At 43.1% G+C, this 13,779-nt stretch carries 13 protein-coding genes; 3 read left to right on the top strand and 10 right to left on the bottom strand.

Going from position 1 to position 13,779, the window contains the following annotated elements; all coding sequences use genetic code 11:
• Positions 1-12 precede the first annotated feature (12 nt).
• The 8 genes from fur to pdhA form a co-directional block, all read right to left on the bottom strand.
• Entirely contained in the window at positions 13-504 is a 492-nt protein-coding gene (gene fur / locus J2T19_RS05015) for a ferric iron uptake transcriptional regulator (RefSeq protein WP_056690088.1), read from the bottom strand.
• A 310-nt stretch (positions 505-814) separates the two neighbouring features.
• A complete protein-coding gene (locus J2T19_RS05020; protein WP_307213771.1) occupies positions 815-2,302 on the bottom strand; it encodes a glutamate synthase subunit beta in 1,488 nt (495 codons plus the stop codon).
• A 629-nt stretch (positions 2,303-2,931) separates the two neighbouring features.
• On the bottom strand, positions 2,932-3,420 hold the full coding sequence (locus tag J2T19_RS05025; RefSeq protein ID WP_145047161.1) for a dihydrofolate reductase: 489 nt from the start codon (positions 3,418-3,420) through the stop codon (positions 2,932-2,934).
• Positions 3,421-3,471: 51 nt separating this feature from the next.
• The gene (gene thyA, locus J2T19_RS05030; RefSeq protein WP_307213775.1) at positions 3,472-4,266 is read right to left on the bottom strand and encodes a thymidylate synthase; all 795 of its coding nucleotides are present in this window, start codon (positions 4,264-4,266) and stop codon (positions 3,472-3,474) included.
• A gap of 274 nt (positions 4,267-4,540) precedes the next feature.
• Positions 4,541-5,956 carry a dihydrolipoyl dehydrogenase gene (gene lpdA / locus J2T19_RS05035; protein WP_036613658.1) on the bottom strand — a complete coding sequence of 472 codons (1,416 nt, stop codon included), beginning with the start codon at positions 5,954-5,956 and terminating at the stop codon, positions 4,541-4,543.
• Between the two features lie 3 nt (positions 5,957-5,959).
• Positions 5,960-7,279, bottom strand: a complete 1,320-nt coding sequence (locus J2T19_RS05040) for a dihydrolipoamide acetyltransferase family protein (RefSeq protein WP_145047165.1) — start codon at positions 7,277-7,279, stop codon at positions 5,960-5,962.
• 176 nt (positions 7,280-7,455) lie between these two features.
• Complete coding sequence (locus tag J2T19_RS05045; protein ID WP_128101755.1) at positions 7,456-8,433, bottom strand: alpha-ketoacid dehydrogenase subunit beta; 978 nt, start codon at positions 8,431-8,433, stop codon at positions 7,456-7,458.
• Positions 8,434-8,538: 105 nt separating this feature from the next.
• Entirely contained in the window at positions 8,539-9,606 is a 1,068-nt protein-coding gene (gene pdhA / locus J2T19_RS05050; protein ID WP_128101754.1) for a pyruvate dehydrogenase (acetyl-transferring) E1 component subunit alpha, read from the bottom strand.
• A gap of 256 nt (positions 9,607-9,862) precedes the next feature.
• On the opposite strand from pdhA, the gene J2T19_RS05055 reads away from it, so the two are divergent.
• A complete protein-coding gene (locus J2T19_RS05055; protein WP_307213779.1) occupies positions 9,863-10,597 on the top strand; it encodes an alpha/beta hydrolase in 735 nt (244 codons plus the stop codon).
• 159 nt (positions 10,598-10,756) lie between these two features.
• On the opposite strand, the gene J2T19_RS05060 is transcribed toward J2T19_RS05055, so the two are convergent.
• Positions 10,757-11,227, bottom strand: a complete 471-nt coding sequence (locus J2T19_RS05060; protein WP_307213781.1) for a low molecular weight protein-tyrosine-phosphatase — start codon at positions 11,225-11,227, stop codon at positions 10,757-10,759.
• 5 nt (positions 11,228-11,232) lie between these two features.
• Positions 11,233-11,907, bottom strand: a complete 675-nt coding sequence (locus tag J2T19_RS05065; protein ID WP_307213783.1) for a trimeric intracellular cation channel family protein — start codon at positions 11,905-11,907, stop codon at positions 11,233-11,235.
• Between the two features lie 368 nt (positions 11,908-12,275).
• Between J2T19_RS05065 and J2T19_RS05070 the strand changes: the two genes are divergently transcribed.
• Positions 12,276-12,917, top strand: coding sequence for a thiamine diphosphokinase (locus J2T19_RS05070; protein WP_307213785.1), 642 nt, complete (start codon positions 12,276-12,278; stop codon positions 12,915-12,917).
• Positions 12,918-13,195: 278 nt separating this feature from the next.
• Complete coding sequence (locus J2T19_RS05075; RefSeq protein ID WP_145047172.1) at positions 13,196-13,696, top strand: C40 family peptidase; 501 nt, start codon at positions 13,196-13,198, stop codon at positions 13,694-13,696.
• Positions 13,697-13,779 lie beyond the last annotated feature (83 nt).

Below are 13,779 nucleotides of genomic sequence, written 5' to 3' on the forward strand. Positions count from 1 at the left end.
CTCCACGAGGGATTAACCAGCAGCCGGCTCATTTAAAGCTCGTTTTTGTCTACATTCCTTGCATACGCCTTGAAAATCAAGTCGATGATCTGTAACAGCAAATCCATATTGCCGCTCAATCTGCTGTTCTAAACGTAGCAAACCATCCTCCATAATCTCCTCTACACTACCGCAGTCTGTGCAAATGAGGTGATGATGATGATGAGACCCGTCCGTACTACGTAGATCAAATCTCGCAGCTCCATCTCCAAAATTAATTTTCTCTACCACTTGCAGATCACTTAGCAATTCAAGTGTACGATATACCGTGGCAAGGCCAATCTCAGGGAATTGTTCTTTCACAAGCAAGAAGACTTCTTCGGCGCTAAAATGATCCTTTTCATGCTCAAGTAACACACGCACGGTCACTTCACGTTGTTGAGTCAACTTGTATCCTTTCTCAACCAATTGCTTCTTAATATCATAAATCTGGTCTGAAATGCATTTGTCCCGATTCGTTGCCATAGTTGGTTGCACCTCCGAATATTATATGTTCACGTCATTGATTTTCATATTTTAAAAATCTCTTATTTATAATTATTATAATATAATAATAAATCTTTAGAGAATAAAAAGCAATGCTCTATCTCACACTTACACTAAAAAAACGCAAACGACACAGTCTTAACTGCCTATTAACTAAGTAATGGATCTAAGTGGATCTAAGTGGTCCTATATTCTTCAAAACAATTAAAGAACCAGCTAAAAAGCACGTAGAAAGTAGAACAAATAAAAACCCCCGCCAACATGGCGAGGGTTGCAATAACGATAAGAGTTATACGAGAACCGTAGCTCCCATCAAATATTTATCAACTTCACGAGCCGCTTCGCGACCTTCATTGATTGCCCATACAACAAGACTTTGTCCACGACGCATGTCGCCTGCTGCAAATACTTTATCAACGTTCGTATTGTACTTACCATAGCGGGCTTTAACATTGGTACGACGGTCTGTTGCAAGTCCCAATTGTTCTACCAGTGTCTGTTCAGGCCCATCAAAACCGATTGCAATCATCGCCATTTGAGCAGGGAAAACGCGCTCTGTTCCAGGGATTGGTTGATAGATTTTGCGACCTGTCTCATCCACGATACGCTCAATCTGAACGGTATGCAACTCTTTCAAGTTGCCTTCTTCGTCACCAACGAATTTCGTTGTCATGATGGAGAATTCACGCGGATCTTGACCAAACAACGCTTTGGCTTCTTCTTGAGCATAATCTAATGTGTACACATTAGGGAACTGTGGCCAAGGGTTATTAATCCGGTCACGCTCCATAGGCGCTTGGGTGTGAGTACCAAACTGAGTAATCGTACGACAACCATGACGAAGCGATGTAGCTACACAGTCAGAGCCAGTGTCGCCGCCACCAATAACGATAACATCTTTGTCTTGTGCAGACAGATAGTTACCATCTTCCAAGTTCGAATCCAAATAGCTCTTAATGCTGCTATTGAGGAAGTCCATAGCGTAGTGTACGCCTTTCAGGTCACTACCTTCAATGTTGAACTCACGCGGTTTGGTTGCGCCACCACACAATACAACAGCATCATAATCGTCTATCAACTGCTGTGCAGGAATGTCTTTACCGATCTCTGTATTCGTGATGAATTGGACGCCTTCTGCTTCAAGCAAGTCCACACGACGTTGAACTACTTTTTTATCCAATTTCATTGTTGGAATACCGTACATCAACAAACCACCCACACGATCAGAACGCTCGTATACTGTTACAGTGTGACCTGCTTTGTTCAACTGAGCTGCAGTTGCAAGTCCTGCCGGACCCGAACCAACAACAGCTACGCGTTTACCCGTGCGTTTCTCTGGAGGTTGAGGAACTACCCAGCCTTCTTCAAAACCTTTTTCAATAATTGCTTCTTCTATCGTCTTAATCGTTACAGGCTGACCAATCAATCCAACGGTACAAGATCCTTCACAAGGCGCTGGGCATACACGACCTGTAAACTCAGGGAAGTTATTCGTTTTGTGAAGACGCTCAAGTGCTTCTCTCCACAATCCGCGGTAGACAAGGTTGTTCCATTCCGGAATCAGGTTGTGCACGGGGCATCCTGATGTGCCACCAATCATATCTATACCTGTATGGCAATACGGGGTACCACAATCCATGCATCGTGCACCTTGTGTTCTGAGCTCTTCTTCCGCCATATGTTTGTGAAACTCTTCCCAATCCTTAATCCGCTCGGCTGGCTCGCGATCCGCTGGCAATTGCCGTTTGTATTCCATAAATCCAGTAGGTGTAGACATCTTACGTTTTCCCCCATCCGTTCTTGTCTTAATCCCTTCATCTGTACGATTCTATATGAAATGGATTACTCATGATCTGAGTTTTTTGTCTATTGTATCACAAAATCTTCTCGAAGATATTTCAATTATAGTAGCATTTCGACATCTGAATATTAAATGGATTATCCGCATAATTATTTGTATTTTATACATCATATCGTCTCAATCTACTCAGGGTCAATCCCCTAATTTTGGTGCAATATGTGTTATTTCAACATAAAAACAGGCGTGTGTTAGTCCTTCCAAAGTTCGCAACGTCACGTAAATGTCAGATAATTTGCCATTGATATCAACTAATTTGTATCCACTTGAAGCTGATTTCCGAATATTAGGCTTATTTTAGGGCTTTACAACGTTGAATGCCTACATCTTTTACACTTTTTGTCTTATCCCTGCAGATCTATATGTATATTATACAAAATACCCCATGCTTTATGTTACATAAATGTTATATCCCATTTTCTGCAGGCTAAAAATATTCTGAAGAATTGAAAAAACGCTGTTTACGAATATTTCGTAATCAGCGCCTCAACATTTTTTTTATAAATTCACTTCAAAACGTAATAAATGGATTGAAGCTAGGTTCAATCTTATTGTCTACGTTCGTAAAACTCAAAGGTAAACGCGTGAACGTTTTTCTCATCCTGTTCGCCTTCAATTTGCTTAATTAGCTCCCATTCAGACCAATCCACTTCAGGGAAAAACGTATCTCCCTCAAAATGTTCATGAATCTTGGTGACAACAAGACGGTCGGCAAACGGTAAAAATTCACGATAAACCTGTGAACCACCGATTACACATAACTCTTCCCCTTGCGTTACACTTAGACCCTCTTCGATGGTGTGAACCACTTCCGCTTGCTCTGCTGTGTAGTCTAAGTCTCTTGTTACGACGATATTACGACGTTTAGGGAGTGGTTTGCCGCCAAAAGATTCCCACGTATTACGTCCCATAATAATGGTTTTGTTTAACGTTTGTTGTTTGAAAAAGGCCATATCCTTGGGTAAATGCCATGGTAGCGAATTATTTAAGCCTATCACGCCATTCTCACCCATTGCCCATACAAGTTCAATGCTCAAAGATTATACACTCCTTCGATCCAAAATCAAAATCGATTCCGCTTCTGCATTTTATACTGCAATTGGAGCTTTAATACCTGGATGGTGCTGATAATTCTCAAATTCGAAATCTTCAAACTTATAGTCAAAAATGGATTCCGGCTTGCGCTTAATCACCAATTTGGGTAATGCAAAAGGTTCACGCGTCAGTTGAGTTCTGACCTGCTCTACATGGTTTGAATAGATGTGCACATCTCCACCTGACCAGATGAACTCACCCACCTCAAGGTCACATTGCTGCGCAATCATATGGGTTAGAAGCGCATAACTGGCAATGTTAAACGGAAGACCCAGGAACGTATCTACAGAACGCATTGTAAGCATACATGATAATTTACCCTCTGCAACATAAAACTGAAACGCAAAATGACATGGCGGAAGCTTCATGTGGTTAATTTCAGCCACATTCCACGCACTTACAAGATGACGCCTAGAATCCGGGTTGTTTTTGATCGAATCAATCACTGCCGCGATCTGGTCAATCTTCTCTCCATTTGGTGCTTCCCACGTACGCCACTGTGAGCCATACACAGGTCCAAGATCACCATTTTCATCCGCCCAATCGTCCCAGATTTTCACGCCGTTTTCTTTCAAGTAAGCGATGTTTGTATCCCCACTCAAAAACCACAAAAGCTCATGGATCACCGATTTAAGATGAATTCGTTTGGTTGTTACAAGTGGAAATCCTTCAGAAAGATCATAACGAAGCTGCCTACCAAATACGGACTGTGTCCCCGTTCCGGTGCGATCTCCTTTGTGTACGCCATTGTCTAATATATCTTGTAATAAATCGAGATAGTTTTTCAAATTGATTTCCCCTCGCATCTCTATATGTTTCCACTCAATTCCAGATTGACTTGAATTACATCATGTCTGACCATCTTAACAGTTTATCACACTGTACACGATGGAAAAAGAGTTGAGCCACATTCAATTTTGCCCACGTTTTACAACACTAAGTGCATGATATTCCCTTCTAGAAGTCTCATATACTCAGAAAAAAAGAGGTGAGTAGCGCTAACGCACTACTCACCTCTTTGATCTACGTATGATGCCGGACGAATCCGAAGCTTAGAGGATCTTAACGGGAGATGATGTGGATCGGGTGACCCATAACCAATTCCGCTGCTTCCATCACGATTTCGCCCAAAGTTGGGTGAGCGTGGATCGTAAGCGCCAGATCTTCCAAAGTTGCGCCCATCTCGATTGCAAGACCAAGCTCAGCAATCAGGTTGGAAGCTTCCAGACCAACGATTTGGCAACCAAGTACAAGGCCGCTCTCTTCGTCAGCGACGATTTTCACGAAGCCTTCAGCATGGTTCAAAGATACTGCACGGCCGTTACCCGCATAAGGGAATTTACCTGCTTTTACTTTGTAACCTTTCTCTTTAGCTTCTTTTTCAGTGTAACCTACGCTGGAGCATTCTGGATCTGTGAAGACAACAGCTGGCATACATTTGTAGTCAACTACAGATGGTTGTCCTGCGATTGCTTCTGCAGCCACTTTACCTTCATAAGAAGCTTTGTGTGCCAGAGCAAGACCAGATACGATATCACCAATTGCGAAGATGTGCGGGATGCTAGTGCGACCTTGGTGGTCAACTTTTACGAATCCACGCTCGTCAACGTCAACACCGATCATATCAAGACCAAGCTCACCGTCTGTGTTTGGACGACGTCCAACAGTAACAAGCAGGTAATCTGCAGTTACTTCTTTGGATTCACCATTTACAGAATATTTAACAGTTACATCTTTATCCGTTTGCTCAGCACTTTCAGCTTTTGCACCCGTTACGATTTCGATGCCTGTTTTCTTCATGTTTTTAGCCACGAGGCTAGTCATGTCTTTATCGAATCCTGGCAGTACAGTATCCAAACCTTCGATGATTGTTACTTTAGCACCGAATTTGGAGTACATTTGACCAAGCTCAGCGCCGATATAACCGCCACCGATTACGATCATGCTTTTTGGTACTTCAGGCAAGTTCAATGCTTCTGTTGAAGACAGAATGCGTCCGCCAAATGGGAAAGGTTTCAGTTCGATTGGACGGGAACCTGTTGCAATGATTGCATTTTTGAACTTGTAACGTGGTGACTCGTGATCGTTAAATACACGAGCTTCGTTTTCGTTGATGAACATGCACTCACCGTTGAAAACTTCAACTTTGTTACCTTTGAGCAAACCAGCTACGCCGCCAGTCATTTTCTTAACAACGCCGTTTTTGAATTCTTGAGTTTTGCTGAAGTCCACTTTAACGTTCTCAGCAGAGATACCAAATGCTTCACCGTGAAGTGCAGACTCATATTGGTGTGCAGCAGAGATCAGAGCTTTGGATGGAATACATCCGCGGTTCAAACATACGCCGCCTAGCTCTGATTTGTCTACGATCAATACGCTTTGGCCCAGCTGTGCAGCACGGATGGCAGCTACATAGCCGCCAGGTCCTGCACCAATTACTAATGTGTCGATATTGAGAGAAGCGTCGCCTACTACCATATCTTACACCTCCATAACAAGCAACTCAGGGTTAGCGAGCAGCTGTTTAATGTAATTCATAAAGTTTTGTGCAGTTGCGCCATCGATGATACGGTGGTCGAAGCTCAAGGAAAGAGCCATTACTGGTGCTGCAACAACTTCGCCGTTTTTGATAACCGCTTTTTCGCTGATGCGTCCAGTTCCGAGGATAGCAACTTCAGGGAAGTTGATGATCGGAGTGAAGAACATACCGCCAGCAGAACCGATGTTACTGATGGAGATTGTGCTTCCTTTCATTTCGTTCGCGCTCAGTTTACCTTCACGACCACGAGCTGCCAGATCACGGATAGAGTCAGCGATCATCCAGATGGATTTACGATCAGCATCTTTGATAACAGGAACGATCAAGCCGTTGTCTGTATCTGTAGCGATACCGATGTTGTAGTATTTTTTGTAAACAATTTCGTTAGCTTCTTCATCGATCATTGCGTTCAGAGCAGGGAATTGGCGGGAAGCCGCAACCAATGCCTTAACGATGAATGGCAAGTAAGTAACTTTTGTTCCTTTTTTCTCAGCAATTGGTTTCATGCGAGTACGGAAAGCAACCAATTCAGTTACGTCAACTTCGTCCATGATTGTAACGTGAGGTGCTGTGTAAGCCGATTTAACCATTGCGTTAGAGATCGCTTTACGGATACCTTTGAACGGTACGCGCTCTTCTTCAAGGCGTTGATCAGCTGCAGCAGCTGGTGCTGCGGATTTTTTCTCTTCTTGAGCAGGTGCTTCGGAAGATGCCGCTGCGGAAGAACCGCCACCATTTTTGAAGGATTCAACATCTTCTTTAGTTACTTTACCGTTGTTGCCAGTACCGTTAACCTGAGCGATGTCTACACCTTGTTCACGAGCGAATTTGCGCACGCTTGGAGTGGCCAGAACGTCTTTAGCAGGTACTGCTGGTACGCTGTTATTGCCGCCTTCTTTAGTTGCATCCGGGCTGGAAGCTGCTGCAGAAGAACCGCTAGTGTCAGCTCCACCTTGAGCTGCATCTTTCTCTTGCTCGCCTTGATCGCCAGCAGGAGCGTCGTCTTGCTCAGGAAGTTCGCCTTCTGCGTCAATGATTGCTACAACTTCACCAACGTGGCAGATTTGACCGTCTTTAGCGAATACTTCAGTAACTGTTCCGTTAACCGGACAAGGTACTTCAACTACCGCTTTATCGTTCTGTACTTCCATGATGATATCGTCGTCAGTTACCTTGTCCCCAACTTTGATGTGCATCTTGATGATTTCGCCTTCGTGAAGGCCTTCGCCTAGTTCAGGGAATTTATATTCAAATTTAGCCAACTGAAAAACCTCCTTGATTATGTGCTCAATCCTGAAAACAACCCTTAACTCCAAGAACCAACTGTTACTGCTAATGCAAATAACTGTTACTCAAGGGGCTAATGGCTGTTTACAGTGCAGCCTACGCTGCGGTGTGAATCACCATACTGCGCCTTGCGGCATGTCAGATGATTAAATTAGAAATTTACGACTTTGTTAACCGCAGCAACAATACGTGCTGGGTTAGGCAGCCATGTATCTTCGATTTGTGCAAAAGGATATACAGTATCCGGACCTGCTACACGCAGTACCGGTGCTTCCAAGTGCAGGATTGCTTTTTCATTGATTTGTGCAATGACTTCAGCTGCAACACCTGCGCTCTTTTGAGCTTCTTGTACAACAATTGCACGATTTGTTTTCTTAACAGAAGCAATAACTGTATCGATATCGATCGGGCTGATCGTACGAAGGTCGATTACTTCAACTTTGATTCCTTGTTTTTCAAGCTCTTCTGCTGCTTTAACGGAAGTGTGAACCATCATACCGTAAGTGATAATCGTAACGTCGGAACCTTCACGAACAACGTTCGCTTTACCCAGTTCAACAACATAGTCCTCTTCAGGCACTTCTGCACGGAAAGCATGGTACAGGTTCAAGTGCTCCATGAAGAATACAGGATCGTTGTCGCGGATAGAAGCAATCATCAGACCTTTTGCATCGTAAGGGTTAGATGGAACTACTACTTTAATACCCGGAGTTTGCGTGAGCAAACCTTCCAGAGAATCTGTATGCAATTCTGCCGCTTTTACACCGCCACCGAATGGTGTACGGAATACGATTGGAGAATTGTATTTTCCACCGGAGCGGAAACGCATACGAGCAGCTTGAACTACCATTTGGTCAAGTGCTTCGAAGATGAAACCAACGAATTGGATTTCAGCTACTGGACGGAAGCCTTGGATACCCAAACCTACAGCCAGACCACCAATAGCGGACTCAGCCAGCGGAGTATCAAATACACGCTCTTCGCCAAACTCTTTTTGCAGACCTTCCGTTACACGGAAAACGCCGCCTACATTACCTACGTCTTCACCGAAAAGCAGAACGTTAGGATCACGTTTCAACTCAACGCGAAGCGCATCACGGATTGCTTCTTTCATGTTCAATTGTGCCATTTGCTTCATTTCCTCCTTAAACATTGACAGTTCACATTTGAATTCATACATGTATACCGAGACACCATAACAGGCGCCGGATGTTTATGCTTTATCGGAAAAAACTTATTGGAAATCAGCTTTTTGCTCTTCCAAGTGCTTAGGCGTTTGTTCGAACATGCTGTCGATCAAGCCTGAAATCGTCATTTTCTCGGTTTTTTCCGCTTTTTTGATCTCTTCGTTTACTTTAGCTTTTGCTTCTTCTTTCACACGAGCTGTATCTTCTTCAGTCCACAGACCTTTTTTCTCCAGATACTTAGCGAAACGTGCGATTGGATCTTTTACGCTCCACTCAGCCTCTTCTTCTTTTGTACGATATTTGGAAGCATCGTCAGAAAGGGAGTGAGGACGGAAACGGTAAGTTACCGCTTCGATCAATGTAGCGCCTTCTCCGTTACGACCACGTTCAGCAGCTTCCTGAACAGCTTTGATAACAGCGAAGATGTCCATACCGTCAACTTTAACACCTTTGATCCCTGCTGCTACCGCTTTGTGAGCGATGGACAGAGCTGCTGTTTGCTTAGCAAAAGGAGTTGTGATGGCATAACCATTGTTTTGTACGAAGAAGATCACTGGCAGTTTGTATACACCAGCGTAGTTCAGACCTTCATAGAAGTCACCTTCAGAAGAACCGCCATCACCTGTGTACGTAATAACTACTTGTTTTTGTTTCTTCAATTTGTAACCCATAGCGATACCCATTGCGTGCAGAATTTGTGCACCAATGATGATTTGTGGCATCAATACGTTAACGCCATCTGGAATTTGTCCACCATGTTGGTGTCCACGTGAGTACAAGAACGCTTGATAAAGAGGAAGTCCGTGCCACACGAGTTGCGGAATGTCGCGATAGCCTGGAGCAACAAAATCTTCTTTTTCAAGTGCATATTCACTACCAACCATTGTAGCTTCTTGACCAGATACTGGAGCATAGAAACCAAGACGACCTTGACGGCCCAGGTTTACTGCACGGTCATCCCAAGTACGGGTAAATACCATGCGGTACATAATTTCTTTTAATTGATCGTCGGAAAGCTTAGGCATCATGTCTTTGTTAACAATTTCGCCGTCAGGAGACAGCACGGACAGAGCTTCTACATCCTCCGTATATACTTCATAAGGAACCTTGCTCATTTTTTTCTTCACCTCAACAAAAAATTTGAATATCAAGTTCCGCTGTTATAATATTATTATACACCTGTTTCACTGCATACGTCAAAGATATCCGTAATTTTTTTATATTTTCTTTCGGATTGTATGTATAACAGGGTAGTAATATTGGTATAACAGCATAGTACATGTTTGCGTTTTTTACCTAAACCCGCATAAGGTTAATCTTACCGTATTGCGCGGTCGAATGCAAAAATAAAACCGAGAAAGGTGACGTTTTATGACGGATTCTCGCTATTTGAAACGCACAATTGTAAAGGAAGAGATTGAAAGTCGTTATCTCGGAGAGAAGCGGACTCTACGAATTTATCTTCCGCCTGGCTACAATGAACTGCTCAGTTATCCTGTCGTTTATTGTCAGGATGGCGAAGAATTTTTTAATTTTGGACGAATCGCTACAACAGCAAACCGCATTATCCTAGATGAGGGCGCTGAACCTTTCATCATCGTTGGGGTTCAGGTTGACGTTTCTGTAAGGACACAGGAGTACGCTCCCTTCGGAGATCGGTTTAAGTCTTATACCGCTTGCTTCGCTGAAGAGATTATTCCCTATGTAGAAGAGAAATATCCCGTGCGCCGCTCACCGCAAGAACGTGTCTTGGCTGGCGACTCACTCGGCGGCAGTGTATCATTGCATCTTGCCCTACTCTATCCCGATCTGTTCCATCGCGTCATTAGCTTGTCTGGAGCCTTCTATTCAGCTTCCCAAGAAATCTATGCCGCAGAAGAGAATTTGTCTTGGCTTTCTATCTGGATGATCGTTGGTTTGCAAGAAACAGCTTTTGAAGCAGACACAGGAACTTATGACTTTGTTCAATTGAACCGAGATACACGTGATTTATTGGAGAAACGTGGTGCGATCGTCTCCTATAGAGAGAAAGAAGGAAACCACCAATGGGGATTTTGGCAAAAGGAACTGCCAGAAGCACTGTTATACTTTCTTCAAGAAAATTAATATTGTATTTAACTGAACAGGCGGCTGAAATGCCGCTTTAGTTTCACCCTTTAATGTTACCGCTTACATAAATCTGCAAACAAAAAGCTGGATTTTTACTTTAACCCAGCTCTACTTGAATTCCTTCCATTACTTTTGTACAAAGTGCCTTACAAAACCTTAAGCCAATGCATGTTCTGCAATAATTCGTTCCAATAGTACATTACAGCCTGCATCAACCAATTGATACACTTCCTCAAAATTTCCAGTATGATATGGATCTGGAACTTCACGCAGCACTTCATCAGGTAGCAGATCCATCAGTTTGATGATATCTGCAGCTGCACCACCTGTAACTTTGCGAACATTCGCTTCATTAGAGTTGTCCATGCAGACAATATAATCGAATTGCTCGAAGTCATTACTTGCGAACTGTCTTGCAGCCATATTGGCATACGAAATCTGAACACTATCTAACAGTTTACGAGTTCCCTCATGAGGAGGTTTACCTACATGCCAGTCCCCTGTTCCAGCTGAATCAACTTCAATCTGCTGTGCTAGTCCGCGCTCTTCAATTTTGTGGCGCAGCACAGCTTCAGCCATAGGTGATCGGCAAATATTGCCAAGACAAACGAATAAAACTCGAATCATTTTAATTATTCCCCCTTGCTTAACGTACGACTTAACGCAGTCTGTGTTGTCTGTGGTTGGATGCTGTCCGATGCAACAAGTGAACGGCGTGGCAGTTTCCACTTATAATGTACAGAACACATCCGGAAGAACACAACCCCTGCGAAACAGATTAGTAGCCCCATATTGCTTGTGAACCAACCCATTCCAATCGTAAATCCAGCGGCCATTGCCCACACAGCATATATTTCGTCACGTAATACGAGCGGCTTCCGTCCTGCGAGCAAGTCGCGAATAATACCCCCACCAATACCAGTCATCACCGCAGCTACAATTACTGCACTCACGGGATGTCCCATTTTGGCAGCGTATAAACCACCCTGAATCGCAAATGCCGCAAGTCCGATCGCATCAAACAACGCTTCCGTTCGCTTCCAATGACTAATCCATTGCAAAGGAAGAATAAATGCAATGGCAACTGATACGAGTGCCAGCATAATAAGCCCGCCTTGACTCCATAAAGTAGTTACCGGCACTCCGATCAGCACATTACGGATAATTCCGCCGCCAAAGGCTGTCACAAGACCCAGTACCAGCACTCCTAAGATATCATACTCCTCTTCCATCGCCACAAAAGCACCGGACATCGCAAACGCAATCGTCCCTATAATACTGAACACTTCAAAAATGTGTAAGTCCAACCTGTTCAAACCTCACTTTTCAAGTCATCTCCATGTCGCTCTACCCATTGTATCCGCGAGTACTAAAATTAAGCAACAACATTTTGTCAAATGTACGTGTATTTTGTTGAAAACGAACTCAATTAGCCTTTAAATCACTAAAAATAAATCAATTTGTTCATATTACGATGTGTCTGCTCTATAAATATCCGCATATCTAGACCGATGTGCTCCAACATTTCGCAGTTGTGTTTTTGAATTAAGAGCCCTCACATGAGCTTTCTTCTAAAAATATGAGACAAAATGAGGTATAGCTACATCTATAGGAGAGTTTCGAATTAACATAAAAAAATGATATAATTTCTTCATTAGAAGGAAGGATGAATAGAATGACCATGAAACGTATTGTCATTTTTACAGGTGGGGAGCTGTTTCCTGAGTTCTTAGAAGCGCTTCATAAGGATGACATGATTATCGCAGCAGACCGCGGGGCGTTATTCCTCATTGAACATGGGATTACGCCGGATATCGCTGTTGGGGATTTTGACTCCATTACAGAAGAGGAACAACAATTAGTTCGTGAAAAAAGTGGACGGATGATTGTGGTGGATCCTGTACTTAAAGACTGGACAGATACAGAGATGGCTTTTGAGACAGCCTTGGATCACGAGCCAGCCCATATTCTAATGTTAGGTGCTACAGGGACACGCATGGATCACACTTTGGCAAACGTACATATTATGGTTCGTGCGATGCAACGTCATATCTCCTGTTCGCTGCAAGACAAAAATAACCTCATGATGTTAACGACATCCGAAGCCGTAGTGGAAGACCATGGCTATGAGTATGTCTCTTTGTTACCTTTGACACCAGAAGTAACAGGGATTAACTTAGAAGGATTCCAATATCCACTGCAGGAAGCCACTCTGCGAATGGGTCAGTCATTAGGGATCAGCAACAAATTGTTAGGTAAGTCTGGAACCGTCTCTATAGATAGCGGATTATTGCTGATTATCCAGAGCAAAGATTAGATTGAAATCTTAAATAGTTACGTTTTTGTAACCCATGATTCAAATCTAAATTAAGTGGAATCCGTAAAGACCCTTGAATATCAAGGGTCTTTTTTATTTTTCTCCAAATTGGCATCCGTCAACGATTAATTTTTTGACATTTTTAATTGTTTTTTAATAATGATATCCAATGCTTTGCGACACAAGGGATTGTGCACGCCTATCCAATTTCTAGGCTGTTACAAACCTGTTATAGTAGCTCTAGCAACTTAACGAAAACGAATTTTGGAGGTACTTACATGAAAACAAACATCTTAGTCCAAAAGGCCGTAACCGTCGGGTTGTGCGCTACACTTGGTTTTGGAGCAGTTCTTATGACTAACGCACCCGTTGCTCAAGCAGCAACCGCATCGGTATCAACTGGACAGCAAATTGTAAACTATGGTAAAAAGTTCACTGGAACTCCATATAAATTTGGCGCTTCAACCACAACAACGAAATATTTTGATTGCTCTTCATTTATGAAGTATATTTTCAAGAAATATGGCGTTGACTTGCCACGTACATCCGTGAAGCAATCCAAAGAAGGTAAAGCTGTATCTAAAGCAAACCTACGTGTAGGCGATCTTGTCTTCTTCTCCAGCGGCAGCCGCTCTACTGGTTCTAACATTACTCATGTCGGAGTATATGCAGGAAATGGCAAGATTCTCCACACTTACGGATCTCCAGGTGTAACTCTGTCAGATTTGAACTCTGGCACGTGGAAAAGAACCTACATCAAAGCTCGTCGCGTACTATAGAGCTTCATAGCAAACGATAAGCACAACTTGAATTGAACCGAATCCATGGATTCGGTTCTTTTTGTTTTTTGTTCTAATTTGTT

It is taken from the genome of Paenibacillus tundrae, assembly GCF_030812775.1.
Classification (GTDB): Bacteria; Bacillota; Bacilli; order Paenibacillales; family Paenibacillaceae; genus Paenibacillus; species Paenibacillus tundrae_A.